The organism is Dendronalium phyllosphericum CENA369, assembly GCF_016056275.1.
GTDB classification, from domain to species: Bacteria; Cyanobacteriota; Cyanobacteriia; order Cyanobacteriales; family Nostocaceae; genus Dendronalium; species Dendronalium phyllosphericum.
In genome coordinates this window covers 19,027-41,255 of sequence record NZ_JAECZA010000241.1, presented here as the reverse complement: position 1 = coordinate 41,255, position 22,229 = coordinate 19,027, and the positions used below count along the sequence as shown (strand labels likewise).

General features: G+C 40.6%; 19 protein-coding genes. 7 read left to right on the top strand and 12 right to left on the bottom strand.

The annotated features are described in order from the left end of the window. Positions 1–85: 85 nt before the first annotated feature. Entirely contained in the window at positions 86–1,003 is a 918-nt protein-coding gene (locus I8752_RS28555) for a DMT family transporter (RefSeq protein ID WP_214435595.1), read from the top strand. 806 nt (positions 1,004–1,809) lie between these two features. Further along, on the top strand, positions 1,810–3,585 hold the full coding sequence (locus I8752_RS28550; protein WP_214435592.1) for an alpha/beta hydrolase: 1,776 nt from the start codon (positions 1,810–1,812) through the stop codon (positions 3,583–3,585). Positions 3,586–4,261: 676 nt separating this feature from the next. Here the strand turns inward: I8752_RS28550 and I8752_RS28545 are convergent. Together I8752_RS28545 and I8752_RS28540 are read right to left on the bottom strand one after the other, a co-directional pair. Next, on the bottom strand, positions 4,262–4,663 hold the full coding sequence (locus I8752_RS28545; protein WP_214435591.1) for a type II toxin-antitoxin system VapC family toxin: 402 nt from the start codon (positions 4,661–4,663) through the stop codon (positions 4,262–4,264). Further along, entirely contained in the window at positions 4,644–4,907 is a 264-nt protein-coding gene (locus I8752_RS28540; RefSeq protein WP_214435590.1) for a hypothetical protein, read from the bottom strand. Before I8752_RS28540 ends, I8752_RS28545 begins: the two co-directional genes overlap by 20 nt. Positions 4,908–5,108: 201 nt before the next feature. On the opposite strand from I8752_RS28540, the gene I8752_RS28535 reads away from it, so the two are divergent. After that, a complete protein-coding gene (locus tag I8752_RS28535) occupies positions 5,109–5,444 on the top strand; it encodes a DUF433 domain-containing protein (protein ID WP_214435589.1) in 336 nt (111 codons plus the stop codon). Further along, the gene (locus tag I8752_RS28530; protein ID WP_214435588.1) at positions 5,434–5,796 is read left to right on the top strand and encodes a DUF5615 family PIN-like protein; all 363 of its coding nucleotides are present in this window, start codon (positions 5,434–5,436) and stop codon (positions 5,794–5,796) included. Before I8752_RS28535 ends, I8752_RS28530 begins: the two co-directional genes overlap by 11 nt. A 173-nt stretch (positions 5,797–5,969) precedes the next feature. Here I8752_RS28530 and I8752_RS28525 read toward each other — a convergent pair whose 3' ends face one another. Together I8752_RS28525 and I8752_RS28520 are read right to left on the bottom strand one after the other, a co-directional pair. Continuing rightward, positions 5,970–8,066 carry a caspase, EACC1-associated type gene (locus I8752_RS28525; protein ID WP_214435587.1) on the bottom strand — a complete coding sequence of 699 codons (2,097 nt, stop codon included), beginning with the start codon at positions 8,064–8,066 and terminating at the stop codon, positions 5,970–5,972. A gap of 10 nt (positions 8,067–8,076) precedes the next feature. Continuing rightward, positions 8,077–8,466 carry a sugar ABC transporter permease gene (locus I8752_RS28520; protein WP_318780907.1) on the bottom strand — a complete coding sequence of 130 codons (390 nt, stop codon included), beginning with the start codon at positions 8,464–8,466 and terminating at the stop codon, positions 8,077–8,079. A gap of 501 nt (positions 8,467–8,967) precedes the next feature. Between I8752_RS28520 and I8752_RS28515 the strand changes: the two genes are divergently transcribed. Continuing rightward, positions 8,968–9,267 (top strand): hypothetical protein, encoded by a 300-nt coding sequence (locus I8752_RS28515; RefSeq protein WP_214435586.1) that lies wholly within the window; start codon positions 8,968–8,970, stop codon positions 9,265–9,267. A gap of 544 nt (positions 9,268–9,811) precedes the next feature. On the opposite strand, the gene I8752_RS28510 is transcribed toward I8752_RS28515, so the two are convergent. Then, the gene (locus tag I8752_RS28510; RefSeq protein ID WP_214435585.1) at positions 9,812–10,525 is read right to left on the bottom strand and encodes a Ycf66 family protein; all 714 of its coding nucleotides are present in this window, start codon (positions 10,523–10,525) and stop codon (positions 9,812–9,814) included. Positions 10,526–10,847: 322 nt separating this feature from the next. On the opposite strand from I8752_RS28510, the gene gndA reads away from it, so the two are divergent. After that, positions 10,848–12,332 (top strand): NADP-dependent phosphogluconate dehydrogenase, encoded by a 1,485-nt coding sequence (gndA, locus tag I8752_RS28505; RefSeq protein WP_214435584.1) that lies wholly within the window; start codon positions 10,848–10,850, stop codon positions 12,330–12,332. Between the two features lie 98 nt (positions 12,333–12,430). On the opposite strand, the gene I8752_RS28500 is transcribed toward gndA, so the two are convergent. The 7 genes from I8752_RS28500 to I8752_RS38210 form a co-directional block, all read right to left on the bottom strand. Beyond that, positions 12,431–13,603, bottom strand: coding sequence for a DarT ssDNA thymidine ADP-ribosyltransferase family protein (locus I8752_RS28500; protein ID WP_214435583.1), 1,173 nt, complete (start codon positions 13,601–13,603; stop codon positions 12,431–12,433). Beyond that, positions 13,600–14,745 (bottom strand): serine/threonine-protein kinase, encoded by a 1,146-nt coding sequence (locus tag I8752_RS28495; RefSeq protein ID WP_214435582.1) that lies wholly within the window; start codon positions 14,743–14,745, stop codon positions 13,600–13,602. Before I8752_RS28495 ends, I8752_RS28500 begins: the two co-directional genes overlap by 4 nt. 283 nt (positions 14,746–15,028) lie before the next feature. Continuing rightward, the gene (locus I8752_RS28490) at positions 15,029–17,722 is read right to left on the bottom strand and encodes a PAS domain S-box protein (RefSeq protein ID WP_214435581.1); all 2,694 of its coding nucleotides are present in this window, start codon (positions 17,720–17,722) and stop codon (positions 15,029–15,031) included. Positions 17,723–18,308: 586 nt separating this feature from the next. Then, positions 18,309–19,496: a DNA double-strand break repair nuclease NurA gene (locus tag I8752_RS28485; protein ID WP_214435580.1), complete on the bottom strand. Its 1,188-nt coding sequence runs from the start codon at positions 19,494–19,496 to the stop codon at positions 18,309–18,311. Positions 19,497–19,625: 129 nt separating this feature from the next. Continuing rightward, a complete protein-coding gene (locus I8752_RS28480; RefSeq protein WP_214435579.1) occupies positions 19,626–19,778 on the bottom strand; it encodes a hypothetical protein in 153 nt (50 codons plus the stop codon). A gap of 7 nt (positions 19,779–19,785) precedes the next feature. After that, a complete protein-coding gene (locus I8752_RS28475) occupies positions 19,786–20,568 on the bottom strand; it encodes an HAD family hydrolase (RefSeq protein ID WP_214435578.1) in 783 nt (260 codons plus the stop codon). A 277-nt stretch (positions 20,569–20,845) separates the two neighbouring features. Next, a complete protein-coding gene (locus I8752_RS38210) occupies positions 20,846–21,415 on the bottom strand; it encodes a Rieske 2Fe-2S domain-containing protein (RefSeq protein ID WP_214435577.1) in 570 nt (189 codons plus the stop codon). 136 nt (positions 21,416–21,551) lie between these two features. Here I8752_RS38210 and I8752_RS28465 point away from each other — a divergent pair, with 136 nt between their 5' ends. Beyond that, the gene (locus I8752_RS28465; RefSeq protein WP_214435576.1) at positions 21,552–22,058 is read left to right on the top strand and encodes a hypothetical protein; all 507 of its coding nucleotides are present in this window, start codon (positions 21,552–21,554) and stop codon (positions 22,056–22,058) included. Positions 22,059–22,229: the final 171 nt, after the last annotated feature.

Below are 22,229 nucleotides of genomic sequence, written 5' to 3'. Positions count from 1 at the left end.
CCCTCATCTCCCCCAGCTCCCCCTACCCCTCTGAGGTGTCTCGACCCTTAACCCGAAAAAATCTGATTGATTTATTATGCAAACTATGCATCACAGTTCTGGGCGCTGGCGTTTAGGACTAGCACTGTCACTGTTGACTGTATTGTTGTGGGGAATTCTACCTATCGCAATAGAAGTAACGCTGCAAGCACTTGATGTCTACACCATTGTTTGGTTTCGCTTTTTGACATCGTTTGTGTTACTTGCTCTGTATTTAGGGGTGCGTGGTAAATTACCAAAGCTACAACAATTGCGTTCTAGTTCTGGAAAATTATTAGCGATCGCTACTGTCATGTTAGCGGCTAATTACTTTTTGTTTATGCAAGGTTTAGCGTTAACCACACCTACTAACGCTGAAGTGATCGTTCAATTATCTACCCTTTTATTAGGTTTCGGAGGATTAGTTGTTTTTCAAGAACGTTATACGCTACGTCAATGGATTGGCGTAAGCGTACTGATTTTTGGTTATGTTTTGTTTTTTAACGAACAAATAACCAATTTACTGACGGCTCGTAATACATATCTTTTGGGTAGTAGTTTGATTGTTGTAGGGGCATCAGCATGGGCTGTTTATGCTTTGGCACAAAAGCAGTTATTGCAATCTTTATCCTCTGCTAACATCATGTTGATTATTTACGGAGGATGTGCTTTATTATTTACTCCCTTTGCAAGGGTAGAAACAATTTTGACACTCGATAGTCTGCATTTGGGAATGTTACTTTTTTGTGCTTTGAATACTCTAATTGCTTATGGTGCTTTTGCCGAATCATTGGAACACTGGCAGGCATCAAGAGTAAGTGCGGTCTTAGCTTTAGCTCCTATTGTGACAATCGTATTGGTTGAGCTTCTATCAGTATTTGTACCTTCTCTAATTCCCATAGAACACCTAACTTTAATTGCGCTATTAGGAGCATCTTTAGTAGTAGGTGGTTCTGTGGCGATCGCCTTAGAAAAATCTAATTAAGCACCACATAATTCTGTACTCATCGTAAATAAATATGTTGAAAAAACTACGCTCATCCAAGATGAACGTAGTTTTCAATTATAAAGATAAATTACCACTGATTAATTTGAAACTCTGCCGTAATTCTTCAATTACTACTTAAAGCTACATTCTCAATACTGAGGCAAGTGAATTTTTCATTTGTTATGATTTTACAAGTGAGTGCAAGCAATCGAAGTAATATCATGTCTGTCTAATTATTTATCAAACAGCTCTTAGCGTTTCCAATTATCCCTTCGGGTTAACCAGTTGCCTAACGATAAAAACCATTCTATAGCGCTGGTTCACTGCGTTAGTCCTAATGATAAATATTAAATTTGGCGCGATATAAATCTATTGCTAGGTGCATATTTTCTCTACCGATGTGTATCAATTGCATTTAAGTTTTGACTTTGTTATCAAGAGAAAAAAATCAAGAGAATCTATAAGCGTTGAGGCGAATACTATCAGTTACAGCTATCTGAATGATTTGTGAAATATTTAATGTAGTTTGTTGAACGCTAATTGCTATGTGAGAAGGCATTTTGCCTACAATAGACCTCTTGCAAAAGTAACTTGTTTACTATTGCGGGTAAAGGGAAAAGGTTTTTTCTGATTCCTGACTTTTTTCCCGACTTCTGCAAGAAGTCTAATGCACTGGCTGTGTTTGATTGCCAACAACTACAGTAATCTTTTTCACAAATTAGATAGGATTGCTATCAATAGGGTGTCTGAATAACTACCAAAGCCAACGCCTCGTGAAACAATATCACAGAAACAGTTGAGCGATGAATAGTTTGTTTGGTAAGTGGACTAGTACCCTGAGAAAAAATTCGCTCTTACTGGTTCTATCAATGCTGCTGCCAACATTTGGAATTAGTACTTCTGCAATGGCAGCAGAGCGAATTTATGCATCTTATTCGGCACTAGAAATGTCAATTTCAGTTGCTGCTTTGGAGAACTACGCCACCAAAGGAGTAATTGACGACGAATTAGCAGTTTATCGGCAATACTTGCCACAAAAACAGTTTCAACAATTGCAGCGAATTTTACTTACTTCAGTGAAAGTGAGTCCGGTGGTAGCTTCGCAATTTCTCTACACACCGCAAGGAGAAACTTTGCTACACCGTTTAGCAGAAGCGATTAAAACCAAATCTCTTCAACCAGAACAAGACTTACGGTCGGCGCTAATTTCCGCCTCTGCTGAACCAGGAGGTTTAACGCTATTAAATCTGTTACGCAAGTATCCTAGCAGCAGTATCCGGATTGATTTAGCGCGTAGTTTCGCTATCGCTGCGGAACTGGAGAAAGTGGTGAATGGAACTCAGCAAGCGATCGCCGCGATCGCCAAAAAGTCTAATATAGAAGCTGCCACAATTCCCAAGTCTGTATTCTCTGAGTTACCAGAATTACGGGGTCAGGGAAAATTTAAGTCGCAAAAATATATATTAAAGTTTTTCGACTCGACACGCAATCGGCTTTTACTGACCGATGTTTATATTCCCAATGTCCATCCTGCACCAGTAATTGTAGTTTCTCACGGTCTAGGTTTAGACAGCAGCAACTTTCAATATTTAGCCACTCATCTAGCTTCCTACGGATTTGCCGTTGTTGTTCCCAATCATCCGGGTAGCGATACCAAACAATTGCAACTATCCCTAAACGGACGCACTAATCAAGTAGTAACACCAGAGGAATTTAAAGATAGACCTCTGGATATCAAATTTGTCTTGAATCAACTAGAGAAAAGTAATCAGTCTGATTCGCGGTTTCAAGGTCGGTTAAATCTGCAACAAGTTGGTGTGTTTGGTCAATCCTTGGGTGGTTATACAGCTTTAGCTTTGGCTGGCGCTAAGATTAACTTTGAGCAACTGCAACAAGACTGCAAACCAGAGACACTACGCAAAACCTGGAATATGTCTTTACAATTCCAATGTAGTGCTTTGGCATTAAATAGCAACAAGTCCAGCCAAGAGTATAACTTGCAGGATGAAAGAGTCAAAGCTGCGATCGCAGTTAACCCAGTCACTAGTTCTATTTTTGGCAAAGCTGGTTTAAGCCAAGTTAAAACTCCTGTGATGATTGTTGGTAGTAGTGAAGATACTGTTGCACCAGCTTTATACGAGCAAATTTTACCTTTCTCCTGGTTTGCTAATTCACAAAAGTATCTGGTGATGCTTATCGGTGGAACCCATTTTTCCACAATTGGCAATAGTAACCCCGCAAGCCAACAAGTTTCATTACCTGCTGATGTAGTTGGTGATGCTTCCCAAGCACGTTTTTACATGAATGTTTTGAGTTTGCCTTTCTTTGAAACTTATGTAGCGGGAAGGTCGCAATACAGACCATACCTCAATGCTGCTTATGCCAAAACTATTTCTAGTCAGTCTCTTGGTTTGAGTCTTGTCCAGTCCTTAAGTACAACCGAATTAGCACAAGTGTCTGATTGTGACACTAACAAAACTCAACCTTCTAAACAAAATCTTCCTCAATCTATACTGAATTTTGGATTTTGGATGGTAGATGTTGGTGTTGCACTACTCGATGTCACAATTTTTATTTAGCCTAGTTTTATATATACTCACCCAATGCAAAATTATATTAATAGCTAGTTTGTCCATCCAGGCGATCGCTCTTCATTTAGAGGATGTTTGAAAAGTCCCTAATGATGTATCAAATAGTTTTAGATCCCCCTAAATCCCCCTTAAAAAGGGGAGGCAGTGCGTTGGGCGGCTTTGCCGACTTGAAGCAACTGCCGTGGACTTTGATTCTAATTCCCCCCTTTTTAAGGGGGGCTAGGGGGGATCAATAAGTGTCTAAAATCACAGCTAACCACTTTTCAAACAACCTCTTAGAATGAGGTTAAGCGATCGCTATGAGTTTTCACAATTCCACAAGCAGCTGTCCTTACCACTTGATTCGCTGTTACTTTCAATCCAAGAAGTTTTCTTGAGGATGACTCCAACTTTGTAAAGAAGATTGAAGCTGTCGTTAGCACAGAAACTTCTGTCGTTACTACCGTTAGAGTTTTGTAAATAATATTAAAGCTGTCGTTAGCACAGAAACTTTTGTCGTTACTCCCGTTACTGTTTTGTAAAGAAAATTGAAGCTGTCGTTAGGACAGAAACTTCTGTTGTTAGTAACAGCGATCGCATCTCAATATCGCGCGATCGCATGAGAGAATAGCAATGTTGCAGCCCAAACCCAGTTTTAGAAAGGCTACGTAAATTGCAAGTAGTGTTAACTCCAATCTTGTAATTCTAGTCCTTCAACTCTACTGAAATGACGCTGATTATGAGTGATGAGAACTAAATTGTTGGCAAGCGCAACTCCAGCAATGAGCAAATCAATATCGTCGATAGGAATCCCTTGAAGCCGCAAGTTTGCATAAATATCTGCGGATAGAGTAACAGATTGTTGGGTAAGGGGCAAGACAACATTTTGAGCAGCAAACTCCAAAAACAAAGTGAGTTGCTTTTGAGCATCGCGGTGCTTTAAGCCGCTGAGAATTTCGTAATAGGTGATGATGCTGATGTTGATTTGACGATAGGTTATCAGGTAAGTCTGAAACTGAGCTACTACGTTAACATTGCCTCGGAAGAATAGAGACAAAATATCAGTATCAATCAATGCTGGTTTCACGGTTTCGTCTTTGAGAGAATGCTTGCTGACGACGGATAGCAATTTCGTCTGAAAATTCGCTGTATACTTCGTCTGATAAATCGCTCCAGCAACCTGCGAACTGCATGATGTTAGCAGCGTTGTGGTTATTAGTTTCTGAGTTAAGTCGAAATCCGTGAATCAGTTCATACAGTAGTGCTAACTTAGCATCTGGAATTTGTTGCACTTCTTCTAATACCTTCACTCTCCAATCCGCATCTTTCATCACTTATTTTTCCTGATTTTTCAATTTTTAGTTTTGCATTTTTAGCTTTTCAATTGCTAAATATTTGATTTTATTATTGTACGACGGCAGTTACAGGTAAGCGATCGCCATCTCTTAACCCCATCTCAGTATTGCGCGATCGCTCCAATTGCCTGAATGTTACGCTTGGGGAATACATAATATTATCAGCTTCAGCTAACTATGCAACTTGAAGACTACTTTAACTTTCTAGCTCCTGATGATATTCGGCTTAAGGGTACACGGGTAGGAATTGAGACGATTTTGTTTGATTACCTCTTTCGCGCCAAAACTCCAGAAGAAATTGCCAAAACTTACACTTCATTGACTTTAGAACAGGTTTATGCAACTATTCTCTACTACTTACACAATAAGCAAGCAGTAGATGCTTATATGACAGATTGGTTAGAGTGGGGCGATCGCATGAGAGAAGAGCAACGTCGCAACCCAAACCCAGTTGTCGAAAGGCTACGTAAATTGAAAGCTGAAAAAATGGCGAATCAATTTCATGGTGCTTAAGTATCTTATAGATGAGAATGTCGATCCAATTTACACAATTCAACTACGCCGTCTGAAGCCTGATTTGTTTGTCATGGCAATTGGAGATTTAACTACTCCAAAAAAGGGAACTTTAGACCCAGAAATTTTACTTTGGTGTGAAGAAAATGATTTTGTTTTAGTCACTAATAACCGCAAATCTATGCCAGTTCACTTGGCAGATCATATAGCTCAGAAGCATCATATACCGGGAATTTTCATCTTGAATTCAAAATTAAGCGTTGGTGAAAATCTCGAACAGTTGCTTTTGATAGCGGAAGGTTCCTTTGAGAACGAGTATCAAGACCGCATAGAGTTTCTACCTCTGTTCTAGAAAGTTGAAACTGCTAGTTCTGTAATGATGCGATCGCCTAACAAAAATTTATGATATCTAGGTAGGTCATTCATTCAATAACTAAAAAAATATTTGAGCGCGCAGAGCGCGAGACACAAGAAGGGAAAAGAGGAAGAGAGTAGAGTGCTAAAGGGCAATAGTGTAAAGTGCTATTAAGTCCCGCCCCGCAACACCACAACCCGAAAACCCACGTTGACGTTCCACTCCCGCGCGATATAGTTGCGAAACGCCGAACGGCAATACCTAGGAGAGTCGTACCACGAACCACCACGCAGCAGTCTACGTTGATTCTCATTGTCACTTAGCCAAGCGCTGCCGTCTGTTGGCGCATTGTTATAATTTTCGTGCCACTCATCCTGACACCATTCCCATATATTACCATGCATGTCAAATAATCCAAAGGAATTGGCGGGAAATTTTCCTACTTCTGTTGTTTGCTGACGATATTCACCTTTAGGCCCCTGACCATAATTACCTGGGTACACTCTTCCTTGATAATCCCAATCAGTACCTTGATAATTTGCCAAATCAGTCGTAATTGTTTCGCCAAAATAAAACGGGGTGGTAGTGCCTGCACGACAAGCATATTCCCACTCTGCCTCACTGGGTAAACGATAAATTTTCCCAGTCTTTTGAGATAGTCTGGCGCAAAATTCAACCGCATCATCCCAAGAAACACATTCAACAGGTCGATTCGCTCCTTTAAATTTGGATGGGTCGGGATTTAAATCAATACTTACCTTACCAAGAGCAGCTACGGCTTTCCATTGAGCTTGCGTGACAGGAAATTTACCCATAAAAAAGGGTTGAATGGTAACAGTGTGCTGTGGACTTTCATCACTGATGCGTTCTGGCTCATTTTCTGGCGAACCCATCAAAAATTGACCACCAGGAATTGCCACCATTTCTAGCACTACACCATTACCCAGGTCTTCTCTAAAAAACTCAGCGCGTCCACGACTACGGTTAATTTCATAGATTTTTTTCCCCATACCTAAGAAACCTGAGCTTTTTACCGTTAGGGTGGCGGTGTCGAATTCAAAAGTCTGAGTTTGAATACCTGGAGGAGAAACAGTTTTAGATGATTCTCTTTGTTGTTGTAATTCTGCTTGCTGTATTCGATATTCTTGGCGTAATCTTTCAGCTTCCTGTTGCTGGCGCTCATATTCAGCTTGTTTTGGGGCTAATACGCTTTGTTCTATTGAAGCTATATCTTCATCTCGAAGATTCAAGATATCTTGGAAGCGTTTTAACCCATTGCGGTCTTTGTTTGTAAGTGGATATTGTTTGATTTGAGATAAAGCTTGCTCATAACGTTGCAATTTTTGCTGACGCTGGCGATAAGGTTCAAGAACCTCAAACTCAATTGCATCAGCCTCATCGGCAGATAATCGCAAATTATCCCGCAACTCATACAAATAGAAGCGATTGCCTACAGAAATCTCTCCTTCATCCTCAAGGGCAATTTTATCAAATTCCTTACGATACTTAAGCTTGGGATCGTCCTTGGGCGACTTTGCCAGAAAAATCGGTTCACCCTTTTTTATGTAATATAACTCTGGTGTCATGGCGGGAGATGCTTCTTGCACCTTGCTTTTCGCATACCCATGCAACTCATCCACTGCAATTAAACCATCCCCATCTTTATCCGCTGCACCTTTCTCAATCCCTTCTACTAAATAATGAGTGTAAATCGAAAGTTCCAAGCCTTCAGACTCAAAAGCATATTGCGTAGAAGTGGAAGCCGTGAGAATTGCCCTTCCCTCACCGCCTAATTGCTGTTGCAGGTCAATAGTACCGCTATCTTTAGCTGTCAAACCCCTAGCAAAAGCACCACTAAAGCAGCAATCTAAAATTACCACCTGTCGCTTAGACCTGCTTTGGTTCATCCAACTATGTACACTTGTTGCAGCCACGGCTGTGGTGAGGATTAATTTTCCCTGGTTCTTCCGGCTACGGGGAGTCGAGAAATAAAACTCACCGTTTTCTACTACTACACCATGACCAGAAAAGTAACAAAGCACCAAGTCATCTTTATCACAATTGGCATACAAATTATAGATAGCATCTTCCATAGCCTGCCGTTCGGGATTTTGCAGCACTGTGACATCAGCCGCAGCAAAACCACCCATTTCTGGGTTTACCAAAACTCGCTGCATCGCCTCAACATCATTCACAGCATTTGGTAACGGTGCTAATGTTGGCTCATCATATTCACTAATCCCGATCAGCAGTGCTAGCTTTGCCATGTTAGCCGTTTTATTTATTATTCAAAAAATCCTGTGCTTTCTGTAAAGCAAATTCAAACTCTTCTCGACTACTAGCTTCTACAGTCAATTCTCTGCCGTCAGGTGCTTTGACCCCTATCTTAATTGGTTTGTTGCCGAAGCGATCGCTCAAAAATTTAAACAAAGTCGGGATCTTAGCTGCTTTTATTTGTGCTTTTAACAATCCCCAGACAAAGCCGCTAATACTTTTTGTATTCGGGGGTGCGTTTTCCACTGTAACTAAATTGGCATCTTCTACCCCATCCACTTCTTTTAACTGGGGTAGCAAATTTTCTACTTGTTTTTGCAACTCCTCTTCGTCTAAACCTAGTTCGGCCAGAGAAATCGTCACCTCAACCTCAGATTCCGTTGCCATTTGCATCGCTTAAGTATGATTAAGTCATTTTTAATGATTGTATCGGTTATTTTGGTTAATTTTTATTCAGAAGGCAGAAGGCAGGAGACAGTCCCAATGAAACAAGTTTCACCGCTATGCATGAAAAAGGTTTCTTCCCCTACACCCCACACCCTACACCCCACACCCTTTTTCAAGTCAGAAGGCAGAAGGAACTCATATTTAAAAGGGAGCATCTCACCACTTTGCGCTAATACAATTCTTCTTTTTGAACTGTTGCTCTCAACCCAGAACAAAAGTTTTTATTAATGCTTTTTGACTTCTGCCATCTGCCTTTCTTTAGTGGGAATTAAGTATTAATTGATTCTCCTACAAACTTGAGAATTATTAACAAGAATTTTTGAATTAATGGTTGACAAGTATAAAATTATACTTTAAGATAAAGACATGATAAAGGCGATCGCCTAATCCCGCGAAGAAACAGAGCGATCGCCTTTATGTAACATCCACAACTGGAGTACAACTACAATGATGACACAATCACAAAAGTTCGTAGATAATCAAAAATCTGCCGAATCTAAGTTAGAGCAGTTCTTGCATAGCGAAGATGTAAATACACCAACCGTCAATCAATCAACTGAAAACACATTGCCCAAGAGAGAACCGGTAAAGCATCTACTAATTGGTTGTCCGAAAGCCGTTACCAGTACAATTCACCGTTTGCAAATAGTTGGCTACGCCAGCGTCGGAGACTGGAGTCCACTGCTACCAACTGGCAACCCAGATGAGGTAATGAGTATTTTAATCCGTCAAATTCTGATGCAATAACTTAGATTTCAGCTAGATCCCCGACTTCTTTAAATCGGGGATCTGGACATTTGCACATTAGTAATTAAAAAGGGGTATGCTGGGGGCGATCGCTACGAGTTTTCACAATTCCACAAGCAGCTATCCTTACTACTTGATTCGCTATTACTTTCAATGCAGGAAGTTTTCTTGAAGATAACTCCAACTTTGTAAAGAAGATTGAAGCTGTCGTTAGCACAGAAACTTCTGTCGTTACTACCGTTAGAGTTTTGTAAATAATATTAAAGCTGTCGTTAGCACAGAAACTTTTGTCGTTACTCCCGTTACTCTTTTGTAAAGAAGATTGAAGCTGTCGTTAGCACAGAAATTTCTGTCGTTACTAACATTAAAGCTGTCATTTTTCAGGTAAATGAAGTACACGGGTAGGGGCGAACGGCCGTTCGCCCTTACTTACAATTATCTGTACTCTTATCTAGATTTATTTCAGCGGATTTGTGGCAAAACATTAAAACAAATTGAGTGAAACCCAGCATCATGTTAGGTTCCGGCTGGGTTTCACTCAAATTCAACTACCCTGATTATTTGGCGGTATTTGTTCCGGTGGTGTTTCCGCTGGGGGAGCGAGTACCGCATCTGGAGCAATTTCCTCTGCGGGAATCTGTTCTTTGTTCTCAATATCTGCTTGAGCTGCTTCCACTAACTCCGGCGATGGAGGATGTGGGGGAATAGCCTCCGGTACACTCTCGGTTATTGCCTCTTCTGGTGGTGTTTCTGGAGCGACAATAGTGTTGTCGATAATCTCAATAGTAGGTTTTTCCGTCAATATAGAGGTAATATCTTCAGGCTTGGGGGTTGCGGGTGTCTTTTTACTCCCAGTCTGTTGCACTTTGTTTTTCACGCCGCTGAAGGTACTACCAATACTCTGTTGCAACTGAGCAAGGCGTTCCTGAACAGATAACTTATTCACCTGTTGCTGAATATTAGTTTTCACTGTTTCAGCACTAGGTACTTGGGTTTGTTGTAGCAATGGCGTTAGTTGCCGACGTAATGAAAGAGTTTGCCAGCCAAACCAGACCAAAAGAGCCACACTAGCCACATGACCCAGCAACAAACCTCCAGAAATGTGTGGTGCAAACACCCATAATACTAAAGCGTAGAACAGCCCTATACCACTCCAAACAAAATCATTCTTACGGTGGATTTCGGGAAAAAAGAAAGCTGATATGTAAAGGGCCAAACTACCAAGACCGACCACCAAAGCTAGGACATATGCCAGCATTTTTTGGTTACTCCTTTGACTAGGGATTAGGTACTGGGGATTGGGTATTAGGTACTGGGGATTAGGTATTAGGAAGAAAAACTAATTTAGTGAATTAATTTCTTCCGAGTCCCCAGTCCCCAGTCCCCAGTCCCTCAACTAACAATTTTGCAAATTTTGCAAGTCAATTGTTGATTTAGATACAAATTAAAATTAATTATCTGTGTTAATTGTGGATTTTTGTCGTTTACCTCAACTCTTAAGGTCTTCTTTAGGAGAGAAGCGAAAAACTCGGACTACCCTTAAAGATAAAAGGATCTGCAAGAGTTAGCCAAACAAATTTATGACATTACAAAGCTTTGGTGTGATTGGATTAGCCGTTATGGGCGAGAACATCGCTCTGAACGTCGAGCGTAATGGCTTCCCAATTGCAGTTTACAACCGTTCGCGCGACAAAACTGACAAATTCATGGCGGAGCGTGCGCCAGGACGCAACGTCAAAGCCGCTTTTACTTTAGAGGAATTTGTCGCAGCACTGGAACGTCCTCGCAAAATTCTAGTAATGGTGCAAGCTGGTAAGCCAGTTGATGCGGTGATTTCTCAACTGCGGCCTTTGCTGGATGAAGGCGATATCATTATCGACGGTGGCAACTCTTGGTTTGAAGATACCGAACGCCGTACCAAGGAATTAGAACCGGCTGGATTTCGGTTTATCGGGATGGGTGTCAGCGGTGGTGAAGAAGGTGCGCTCAATGGCCCCTCACTGATGCCTGGAGGTACAGAAAGCTCTTACGAGTATCTGTCACCAATTTTTAATAAAATTGCTGCCCAAGTTGATGATGGCCCTTGCGTAACCTATTGCGGCCCTGGTGGTGCTGGTCACTACGTCAAAATGGTACACAACGGCATTGAGTACGGCGATATGCAACTGATTGCAGAAGCCTACGACTTGCTGAAAAATGCTGGTGGATTAGACCATAATCAGCTACACGAAGTTTTTACTGAGTGGAACACCACCGACGAACTCAATTCGTTTTTGATTGAAATTACGTCAAAGATTTTCCCTTACATTGACCCAGATACAAATCTACCCTTGGTCGATTTGATTGTTGATGCCGCAGGGCAAAAGGGAACCGGACGCTGGACAGTGCAAACTGCTATGGATTTGGGAGTTGCTGTACCGACAATGATTGCAGCGGTGAACGCCCGAATCATGTCTTCCTTCAAAAAAGAGCGGGTAGAAGCATCCAAGATACTTACAGGCCCTTCTGGCAAGTATGAAGGAGATACCAAAGCCTTTATCAACATGGTGCGGGATGCCCTGTATTGCTCGAAAATCTGTTCTTACGCTCAGGGTATGGCACTGTTAGCTACAGCTTCAAAAGCCTACAATTTTAACTTGAATTTAGGTGAATTGGCGCGGATTTGGAAGGGTGGCTGTATTATTCGTGCTGGATTTTTGAATAAGATTAAGAACGCATTTAACGTAAGTCCAGCGCCAGCTAACCTGCTATTAGCTCCAGAATTCAGGCAGACGATTCTCGACAGACAAACAGCTTGGCGCGAAGTGTTGGTAACATCAGCAAAACTGGGAATTCCAGTGCCAGCATTCAGCGCGTCATTAGATTATTTTGACAGCTATCGACGCGATCGCTTGCCCCAAAACCTCACTCAAGCCCAACGCGACTACTTCGGGGCGCACACCTACGAGCGACTTGATAAGCCCGGAGCCTTCCACACCGAATGGACACCGATTTCTGAAGCATCTGTGCAAACTTCTACACCAAGAGAACTGCAAGCTTCAGAACCAACTACACCTACAAAATAGAGAGTTTTAGTTTGTAATCAATGAAAGTGACTCTGAATTTCAGAGTCACTTTTTTGTTAAAACCATTTTCAAGTTAAGCGACTGCGGTAATGTGCAAATCAAGAGTGATTTAGTAAGTGTTCATTAGTTAAGTATTTAGGATCTATTTGATGTTCTCGTGGAAGATAGATTGCAATTTGAATACCTATATCATGCAAATAACGACACATCAAAGGCCCTACTTCAGCCCAATCTAAGTTGCCTAAACCACAACCTAATGCTGGCATTGCCAAAGACTGAATACCAATTTCATTACAATTTTTTCTAACCCAGTCTAAGCCCCCTTCAATGTCTTCTAAACGAGAGTTTTCTCGCCATTTTCTTTTAGTTGCAAACAATAAAAACCACTTTATAGCATTGGAGGTTACAAGTGGAAGGCTAAGATCGGCTAGTTCTTGGTCTAAAGAAGCTTCGCGTTTATAAAGATAAGGTTTTGTAGCAGTAAGCTGTTTATTGCGGCAAGCATCTTGATAAACAACATATACATCGGGAAACTGGTATTTTGCTCGTGATGCCAATCCTTTGCCCATTACACCCTGAAGATTAACACTAATGGTCAACGTTTGCATATTTGAAAAGAACATATCCCCATCAATCAAGGAAATATTATTCCCTATACGTCTAGCAGATATAGGTTGGAAAAACATGTTTGGTTCAGGAATTACAGGTACTTTAGCCGAACCTATAATTGTTTCGACTCGCTCTTTAGCCTTATAATCTGCTACAAAAACTGAATGAACAAGTTCTGGGCTGATTTGTTCGGGAACCAAGCATTCAGCCATAATCTTTCGTTTTGAACCATCAAGCTCATTCCACCACTCATTTTGAATAATTTTCCATTGTTTTAGAAGTATTTCTATCCCTTCCTTAATAAAGAAAAATCGAGTTGGGTCATTGGCAGCATTACCATCCGTAATTAGTCCTCCTGCTGCTGCAAGTACATCCGGTTTTACTCCAACAACAGCAATATCTCTTTTGTCCTTTTCATGAACCACTCGGTACATCATTGGGTTACGTGGCTGAAAGTATAAGTTAGCGTACTCCCATAAACTACTTTTTACAGACGTAGATTTGTCTTTACGCTTACTAACAATTCCACTATCGTAGATTGGTGTATATGAAACTCCTAACTCCTCAACTTTTTTGTGGGATAAGATGCCTCTTTGAAGTATCGAAGGTAGATTTTCAATGTGTGTGATGTAATAAAGGCTTTTAATATCTGGTTTTATCATTGGTTTGGTGTGTTATTTTTACCAAGATATTTAGTTTTCAATTCTTCTAGTTCTAAATCAATTTCGCTTTTACTAGAAGGTTGAGGTTGGGGATTTTGTGGCTGCTTTTTATTCGGTTGGGGTTTACCACCTCCGAGAAATTGAGTTTTCAATTCTTCTAGTTCTAAATCAATTTGGCTAGGAGATTTGGCAACAATAGGTGGAGAAGTTGGTGGTGATTGAGTTAGAGGTTTTGCTGGTGTTGTCGGTGTAGCAGCTACTTGTGAATGTTGATTTAAGTCTTTGAGAACTTCATCTACTGTTTGATAACGCCGTATGGGAATACTTTCTAGCATTTTGTTGAGAATGCGGCTCAATTGATTGCTAACGGGAGTTTGTAAGTATTGCTGCCAAATCCAAGTATCGTTGTTAATATCGTAGGAGTCAAAGGGCGATCGCTGGGTTAATAAATTAATACAAGTAGCACCTAAACTGTAAATATCGCTGGCAAAAGTCGCCCTACCTCGAATTTGTTCGGGGGCGACATATTCGGGGCTACCAATGCTAGTGCCAGTTCGATTTAAGGCTGTACTTGTAGCAGATTTAGAAGCACCAAAATCTACTAAAACTAGTTTGCGATCGCTCTCGCGTAGAATAATATTTTCTGGTTTAATATCTCGGTGAATGATTTGTCTAGCATGACAAAATTGCAACACTGATAATAAATCATTTAGCAACTGCCATATCTGCGTTTCACTGAAAGCACCATTGTGTGCTAACGCTTGAGCTAAGTTTTCCCCATTGATAAATTCCTGTACGAGATACTGGCGATCGTCCTGAGTAAAGTATGCCAGCAGTTCGGGAATTTGAGGATGTTTGCCCAATTCATCTAGTCGCACTGCTTCTTGGTTAAATAACTCCACTGCCTTTTGCACAGTATTAGTGCCTTGAGCTTGGGGATAAAATTGCTTAATGACACAGCGTGGTTTTGAGGGTTTATCTTCATCTACAGCTAGGAAGGTTCTGCCAAAACCACCTTGCCCTATCGGTTTGATAGCACGGTAGCGTTCTTTGAGGAGTAATTTGGAACCACAACTCAAACAAAACTTGACATCACCGGGATTTTCCGGCTTTGGACAACGGGGATTAAGGCAGTAGCTCATTTGCAGGGTGGCGCTTGCGATCGCTCTTATATGTCTTTATTTTGCCCTGTTCTTGATAGAAGAATGTTGATGTTCGCCAATTTCTAACTTACGGCTGTAATCTCATGCTTAAATTCCTTGATAATATCATAGACTGCCACATCAGCGTTAGCGATTTATCAAGCGTCGGCACGAGCATCAACCGAATGCCTTTGATACTCGTGCCGACTTGAAGGAAGTGCCGCCGCGTTGAGTGCATGTGGCGTTAGGGCTTTTAAACCCCCAGTCCCCAGTCCCTTTTACTTCATTTAACTGGAATCTGAATCCAAAATTCTGTACCTTTTCCTAGTTCTGAAAAACACTTCAAAGTTCCATTGTGTTTTTCTACGATAATTTGATAGCTAATCGACAGTCCTAAACCCGTTCCTTTGCCCACAGGTTTAGTTGTGAAAAAAGGATCGAATAAACGCGTTCTAACTTCTTCCGTCATCCCCGAACCATTATCAGCAATTCGGATGGAAATAAAATTGTTATCTAATGTAGTACTAATCCGAATTTGGGGCTTATTGTCTGTTTTATTGTTAGTCGTTGATTCTTCTAAAGCATCAATGGCATTAGTGAGAATATTCATGAATACCTGATTTAGCTGCCCAGGATAGCAATCAACTAAAGGTAAATTTCCATATTCTTTACTGAAAGATATCCCCAGACCATGACCGTTGTCTTTCCATCGGTGATGCAAAATCAGCAAGGTATTCTCAATTCCTTCATGAATATTAACCAATTTTTTTTCTGCTTCATCAAGACGAGAAAAGTTTCGCAAACTCAAAACGATTTCTCGAATTCGATTAGTACCCATTTTCATAGATGATAGAATTTTTGATAAGTCATCAATGATGAAATCTAAGTCAATTTCTTCAGAAAAATCTTGAATTTTTTTGCAGGGATCGGGATAATTTTCCTGATAGAGTTGCACCAGGTTTAGTACTTCTTGGAAGTATTCATTTGCATAAGTTAAGTTACCATGAATAAAGTTAACTGGATTATTGATTTCATGAGCGACTCCAGCTACTAATTGTCCTAAACTAGACATTTTTTCGTGCTGAATTAGTTGAGATTGAGTTTGCTGTAACTGATGCAAAGCTTCAGTAAGTTTTTCTGCATGGGTTTGAGCGGCTAATGTTGCAGCACGGCTTTGAGTATAAAGTTGGGCATGATCGATCGCGATCGCTAGTTGATCGCTAACAGCTTGCAGCAATCCAATGTCACTGTTACTCCAAATACGTTCGCCACTACAATGACTGCAAACAATCGCCCCAAATTCTTCAGAATGACTCTTAACTGGGAGCAACAACCAAGAAGTAATGTCAAACTCACTTAAAAGTGCTTGTATGTTTTGGTTGTTCTGAAACTGCCTGTTAATATCGTCAATACAAACTAGCTCTTGACTAATAAGGGTTTCTCTCAAAAAATCATTGTTTTGCAGCGGTATATTACCTAACATGCTAGGTAAATTATGTTTTCGTGCTTCATGAGTGATAGTGAGACTAGGTTGAGAAGAATGAGGCAAGTACTGAAGGAAATAGCAGCGATCGACTTGCAACAAACTACGGATTTCATTGACAGCAGTTTCTAAAATAGTATCGAGGTCAAGGGAACTGCGAATTTGGCTTGCTAAACCCAGTAATAAAGCTTCTCGACGGCTGAGGAGTTCTTCTCTGGCCCAGACGCGATCGATAGCAACAGCAATATTGTTGGTAATCCAGTTTAATAGGTTATGAGTCGGTTCGGTAAACAATTGTTTGCCAAACAAAGCCACGATGCCAATTAATTGCTGCTCTACAATTAATGGATAGGCAGAAAACCAAAAATTCGAGAATGTGGTGTTGAGTAATTCTTCTCGATCGTTGATTTTGACTTCTTCGTTTAAAATTGCTTGATGGTTGTTAGTCATTACATCAATAAAGTTGTTGGCTAAAACCATGTGATGAGGGAAATCTTGAGTATTACTCAAAGCACTACAGGTTGCATCTGTGCAATGAACGCCGGCTTGCAATTGTAGTTGGTTCGTTTGTCGCTCAAAAGTCCAGATACAAACAAAGGCAACTTCCAAGTACTGCGATATAGTATTTGTACAATGTTGGAGAATTTCTGGCAGCGTACCGCTTTGAGATAAAGCTAAACTGACTTCTGCACTCAATATTGATAGACGCGATCGCTCTAATAAAGCTAACTCTGAAAGTTTCCGCTGAGTAATATCTGTACGAATGGCTACATATTGATCGGGTTTGCCATTAGGGTTTAGCAGTGGAGCAATGAGAGTATCTACCCAATAATAAGAGCCGTCTTTGGCTTTATTTTTAATTTCTCCTTTCCAGATGTTTCCTTGAGCAATAGTTTGCCACAGTTTTTTAAAAAATTCTGGGGAATGATAACCAGAATTAATAATACGATGGTCTTGCCCTAAAAGTTCTTCTCTGGAATATTGAGAAACTTCACAGAATAGCTCGTTAGCATAAGTTATTCTCCCGATTTTATCAGTAATAGCTACCAGAGAATGAGCATTTAAAGCAAATTTAAAAGCCTCTAATTCCCGAATAGAATTTTGTAGTGCTATCTCATTTTGTTTTTTTAAAGTGATGTCACGGGCTACTGCATAAAATAACTTTTCTTCTAGAAACGGAGTCGCATTCCATGATAACCATCTGTAAGAGCCATCCCGGCAAAGATAGCGATTTTCAAAACAAATTGCATCTATAGAATTTGTCAGGTCTTGGGCTGCTAAAAGAGTAGATTCGCGGTCTTCGGGGTGAACAAATTCGATAAAGAGTTTGCCAATTAATTCCTGAGTTTGCCAACCTAGTATTTTTGTCCATGCAGGATTCAAATCCAGAAAATAACCATCAAAATTAGAAATAAACAGCAAATCTAAAGATAGGGAGAAAAATCGAGAGTATTTTTCTTCCACTTGTTTGCATTCATATATCGCTTGTTTCATGAATTTTTGACCTATCAAACCTTTTTGATAATTGTTGGCGGTATACGTTTAAACATTTTCGCTGCTCGAACTACTATCTCTATAAAATACTCTCAAGCCTAAACTCAGCCAATCTACTTTCACGGTCTGTTCGGGATACGAATAAGTACGTAATTACCTGAATATATAAAGGTGAGAAAGATATTTTGTTTACTCAATCCTCTACATAATCTACATAAGTATAGATTTCCCTAAAAAACTGTAAAGTAAACGTTTATCTGGAGAATTTAAGATAAGAAGTGTTACGTAAAATGAATTATTCAAAGATTCTTCCTCCTTCACTGCTTCGCTCAGTGAAAGTGCTTAATTACAAGATATAGTAAATATTAAAATATCTGTATACTTAAAACCAAAACTAGATGTTTTAGCCGTCAGTTTTGTCAAAATTCACTATTTCAAAAATATCAATAAATGAAATTTAAAAACTCATCAAGCAGTGTTATTTGAGTTTCACGAAGGATGTACTGGATAAAGGCGAAGTGTGTTACAAAATTTGTCTGTGAGTCATAGCCCCTTTCATAATTTTTTGCTAATGACTCAGTTCCTTTTATGCAATACTTCCCCGCTTGCGTGCCTCTTTATAAGAAGTTCCGACATTTCTCAAACCTGCTTTAATCATTTGTCTTTCTAGAAGGGCAAAGAAACGCGCTTTATCTCCACCTCTAACTACTGCTTGATTGTGCGCTTCTGCGATCGCCACAGGATAGCCGTATCCTTTTTGTACCTGTGCTAGCATTAGTCCCATTGCTCGATCGAACATCGCTGTATTCTCAGCTACCCATGCAGGAACTTCTATCCGGGCAATTTCAGCACCCACATGAACGTAGCAAAAGTAAATGGTTTGGTCGCCATAGAGTTCTAGAATCCGGGCATTACTGCGCCACAACGGGCCGCGTTGTCCTGGTTTGAGTTGAGTTGCCCAAAGGGCAGTATCTCGCAAAGGTTCAAAAATTTTGCAGGGGACTTTTTCTAGCTGATTTGGACAAAAACTCAGACAGTCGGGTACTGGATGGGTACAAGCTGATAGACGTAAAAAGTTCATACCTTCGACGTTGCGGGAAGCGCTGAGATAGCCCATCAAGGGAATTTGAGCATCACGCATCTGCTGCCAAGCTTCCAGGACGGGGGGTAAAATACGATCGCGCGCATCAAGAGGCAATTGTTCTAAAAACCAGTAAATTAACGAACCATCCACCATTGCTAGGGTAGGGATATCTTTGTCTGAGGGGGATGCACAAGAACACGCAAGTTCTGCTAATACCGTTGCTTCGCTAGCAGTACGACGGAAACTCATCCATTCTTCGGTTCTGATTCCCCATTGCCGAGACATGTATAAATCTTCTGGGCGATAAAATACTTCTGGCAAGCTATCGAGTAATGGGTGGCGATTTTGCCCATAGTGCAAGACGACTCTGCCAATGTTCAAGAGATAACAGTAAGCGATTTCGTGGTGATTGGGAGCAATTTGCGAACCGTCGGTAGCGATGACGGTATGCACTTTCGGAGGAACGGGGATATCAATGCAGGTTTCTAGCTTTTCAATGGGGGTAGCATTGGCAAAGAGAATGCGATCGCGCCATTTTTCTTGGCGATCGATTAAATCTTGTTGAGATTTGTAAGCATTTTTCAGGTGTTGTTGCGCTAATTCTAAACGCTGGCGGCTGGCAGCAGCTTCTAAAGTCAGATGCTGACTTAAACCTTGCATTTGCCGTGCTAATTTTGTCAGGTCAAGCATAGATATGAGTGCTGAGTCAGGAGTAAGGACTTATTTTATTTAATACCAATTCTCAAAAAGTAGGGGCGCAAGACCTTGCACCCCCTAAAGATTCAAACAAAAAACCCAGATTCAATCTGGGTTTCTTAATTACCCTTCGGGTGACGCTCGTACCTTGCTAACGCTGCGAAGATCGGCAGTTTGCCAGACGCTCAACTCGCTAACGACGCAAAGCAAAGCCACTGTGTTGGGTGGCTCTGCCGACAGCCGCGCAAGTGGCATCCAAGACGGCAACTGACTCATGAATTACTTAAAGCCAAGCAGAAAAGTTTTTGGCAAACTGCGAAAGTGATAACAGTTCGATCCGCGGATCGTTTTGAGCAGCTTTTCTTTCTGGTTGAGTATTATAACCCCAATCTGCCAGAAATAATTTCACATTTTCAAGGTTTGTTTGCTGTTGAACTAACTGCAATGTCTTGAGTCTGTCTTCTACAAACCATAAACTTACTGTGTTTTCTGCCGCCTGGATTAATTCTTGCAGAATTTCGTATTTGGGGCGCTTTACTTCTTTACCAAAGATTACTGCTGGTGGTAAATTAATTCCTTGTTGTTGCAATAATTGTTGCACAAACCGCCCTTCTTTAGTGGTAATAATGTATAACTTGACTTCACTGGCAACAGTCGCTTGAATTTTTTCCACCACTCCCGAATAAAATCTGTGCAGACTTAGCCAACCATCTAAGTCTGTGTTAATCCATTCGTCTCGCAAATAGTCTAGTTTTGCACCAATTTCTTTTGCCTGTAGTTTATCGTTTAACAAAATTTGTGGGGCAATAGTTAGCCATTCTTGCAAAATCTTCTCATCAGGAATTCCATCTACCAAAGCTTTGATTAAAACGGGCATTTCCCAACCTGTCTCAATTACAGGTCGCAGGCGATAGAATCTTAAAGCTAAATCATCTGGTGGTGTGTCATTAGCAGGCGACCAAATTTGACAGTAGGTACGCCACGCTACCTCAAAATATTCAATTAGTCCGTCGCAAATCACTCCATCAAAGTCTAAGGCTAAAATTGTGGGACTACTTGCTGTCATTGGTTTGAAAATGAAAACTGCTGTTGTCAGATTACTCGACAAATTAAAATTAAGCAGTAATTTTTGTTAATTTTTTGGTAAGAATTCAGCACTCAGGAGTCAGAATTTAGAGAAAATTTGATATTACAAGTACATTCATGAGTAAAATTAATTCCTAATTCTTCCATGATTCTGATTTCTGAATGCTGGCTCCTGAATTCTTACATCTTTTGTAGTTTATCACTTGCTCAAAAAGTATGGTGGCATTTCTCCCGACTCCGAATCTAGTACTGATGAGTTAACGAGGATCTATAGCAGGTTTTTGCTCGACCAGACGAACTTGATTCTGCTTGACGACTACAGTAATTAATGGCAGAGAATGTTTGGCCGGGCCACGAACGACTCGGCCCTGAGAATCGTATTGAGATCCATGACAAGGACAAATAAAGCGATTCTTTTCAAGATTCCACTCAACTGTGCATCCTAAATGAGTACAAATCGGATTAATAGCATACTCAGCAATCTGCGGCCCATCTTTAATTATCAAGTAATCAACGCTGCCATCTGGTAATCCCTTAACGAGAACGGGAATTCCAGGTTTTGTACTTGCTAATAGTGCGTTAGGATCGATCGTCTTGCTGTTTCGATCTAGTGCCACATTTCCTGGAAGGTAATTTTGGCAGCGAGAATTTTTTGGGTATAACGAACAAAGGGTTTCTAAGTCTAACTCATGACCCTGGCTGACAGTTGAAAATAGATATCCGGCAGCTATTGATGTGACAGTAGTGCCTACCATGTAAATTAAAAAATCTCGGCGTGTTTTTATCCTAAGTAGAATTTTGCTATTAGTAAAATCACCTTCTCCCATGACTTAATTTACCAAAAAAGGTCTATTAATATACTACGACGCACTCGCACTATCAAAAATTAGATTGTTATCCTTGTCATATTTATTCGCATAGCTTATGAATTATACATGCAGATTGTAATAAATACAGGAGACTATGCGATCGCAACACGAGCCACAAGTTTTTTCTGCTGTAATTAAATATTCCCAGATGGAGGGAGAGTTTCTGGCTGAAATGTCAAATAATTATCTGATAACTCAAACTTCTTTGAATGATATTACTTGGGAAAATCTTCAGATTCCAGAAACATTAATTCATGGAATGAGAATTAGAGGTTTTCCGAGGCTGCAAAAACAGACTTACGATAATTGGCTCTCACTCAATCATCAACCTTCCTTATTAACTCCATCGATTGCAAATCCTCAAGTTACAATGATTTCCCTAGAAAAGTTTGACAAACTCGCAAACAAATCTGGTTATCAGTGGTCTATTTTATATACTTTCAGTCGTCCAGGCTTTTCTGAAGATTTTTCCCAGGCGTTAATTCAAATAACTGCCTATTGCCCAGCCGGGCCGCCTCAGTACGGAAGTCTACTATATTTAGCAAGAACTGGCGGCGAACTATGGGAAGTCAAGTCATCTTATGGGCTGTACAATCAATAAAATCTATTTAGGACTTACGCAAAATACCTCTCTAACTCTCATTATTCTGTGTCGCACCAGGTGCTACAACGGCGAGGCAGCCGTGTGGGCGGGTTTCCCGACTTGAACAGACTGCCGTGGGAACCCCTGCAACGCACTGGCTTCTCTGAGCCTCTGTGGTACTCTGCGAGA

Bases quoted from the DNA above. Each gene is read 5' to 3' on its own strand.
- I8752_RS28555 (WP_214435595.1), top strand. From the start codon at position 86: ATGCATCACAGTTCTGGGCGCTGGCGTTTAGGACTAGCACTGTCACTG.
- I8752_RS28550 (WP_214435592.1), top strand. From the start codon at position 1,810: ATGAATAGTTTGTTTGGTAAGTGGACTAGTACCCTGAGAAAAAATTCG.
- I8752_RS28540 (WP_214435590.1), bottom strand. From the start codon at position 4,907: ATGAAAGATGCGGATTGGAGAGTGAAGGTATTAGAAGAAGTGCAACAA.
- I8752_RS28535 (WP_214435589.1), top strand. From the start codon at position 5,109: ATGCAACTTGAAGACTACTTTAACTTTCTAGCTCCTGATGATATTCGG.
- I8752_RS28530 (WP_214435588.1), top strand. From the start codon at position 5,434: ATGGTGCTTAAGTATCTTATAGATGAGAATGTCGATCCAATTTACACA.
- I8752_RS28525 (WP_214435587.1), bottom strand. From the start codon at position 8,066: ATGGCAAAGCTAGCACTGCTGATCGGGATTAGTGAATATGATGAGCCA.
- I8752_RS28520 (WP_318780907.1), bottom strand. From the start codon at position 8,466: ATGCAAATGGCAACGGAATCTGAGGTTGAGGTGACGATTTCTCTGGCC.
- I8752_RS28515 (WP_214435586.1), top strand. From the start codon at position 8,968: ATGATGACACAATCACAAAAGTTCGTAGATAATCAAAAATCTGCCGAA.
- I8752_RS28510 (WP_214435585.1), bottom strand. From the start codon at position 10,525: ATGCTGGCATATGTCCTAGCTTTGGTGGTCGGTCTTGGTAGTTTGGCC.
- gndA (WP_214435584.1), top strand. From the start codon at position 10,848: ATGACATTACAAAGCTTTGGTGTGATTGGATTAGCCGTTATGGGCGAG.
- I8752_RS28500 (WP_214435583.1), bottom strand. From the start codon at position 13,603: ATGATAAAACCAGATATTAAAAGCCTTTATTACATCACACACATTGAA.
- I8752_RS28495 (WP_214435582.1), bottom strand. From the start codon at position 14,745: ATGAGCTACTGCCTTAATCCCCGTTGTCCAAAGCCGGAAAATCCCGGT.
- I8752_RS28490 (WP_214435581.1), bottom strand. From the start codon at position 17,722: ATGAAACAAGCGATATATGAATGCAAACAAGTGGAAGAAAAATACTCT.
- I8752_RS28485 (WP_214435580.1), bottom strand. From the start codon at position 19,496: ATGCTTGACCTGACAAAATTAGCACGGCAAATGCAAGGTTTAAGTCAG.
- I8752_RS28480 (WP_214435579.1), bottom strand. From the start codon at position 19,778: ATGAGTCAGTTGCCGTCTTGGATGCCACTTGCGCGGCTGTCGGCAGAG.
- I8752_RS28475 (WP_214435578.1), bottom strand. From the start codon at position 20,568: ATGACAGCAAGTAGTCCCACAATTTTAGCCTTAGACTTTGATGGAGTG.
- I8752_RS38210 (WP_214435577.1), bottom strand. From the start codon at position 21,415: ATGGGAGAAGGTGATTTTACTAATAGCAAAATTCTACTTAGGATAAAA.
- I8752_RS28465 (WP_214435576.1), top strand. From the start codon at position 21,552: ATGCGATCGCAACACGAGCCACAAGTTTTTTCTGCTGTAATTAAATAT.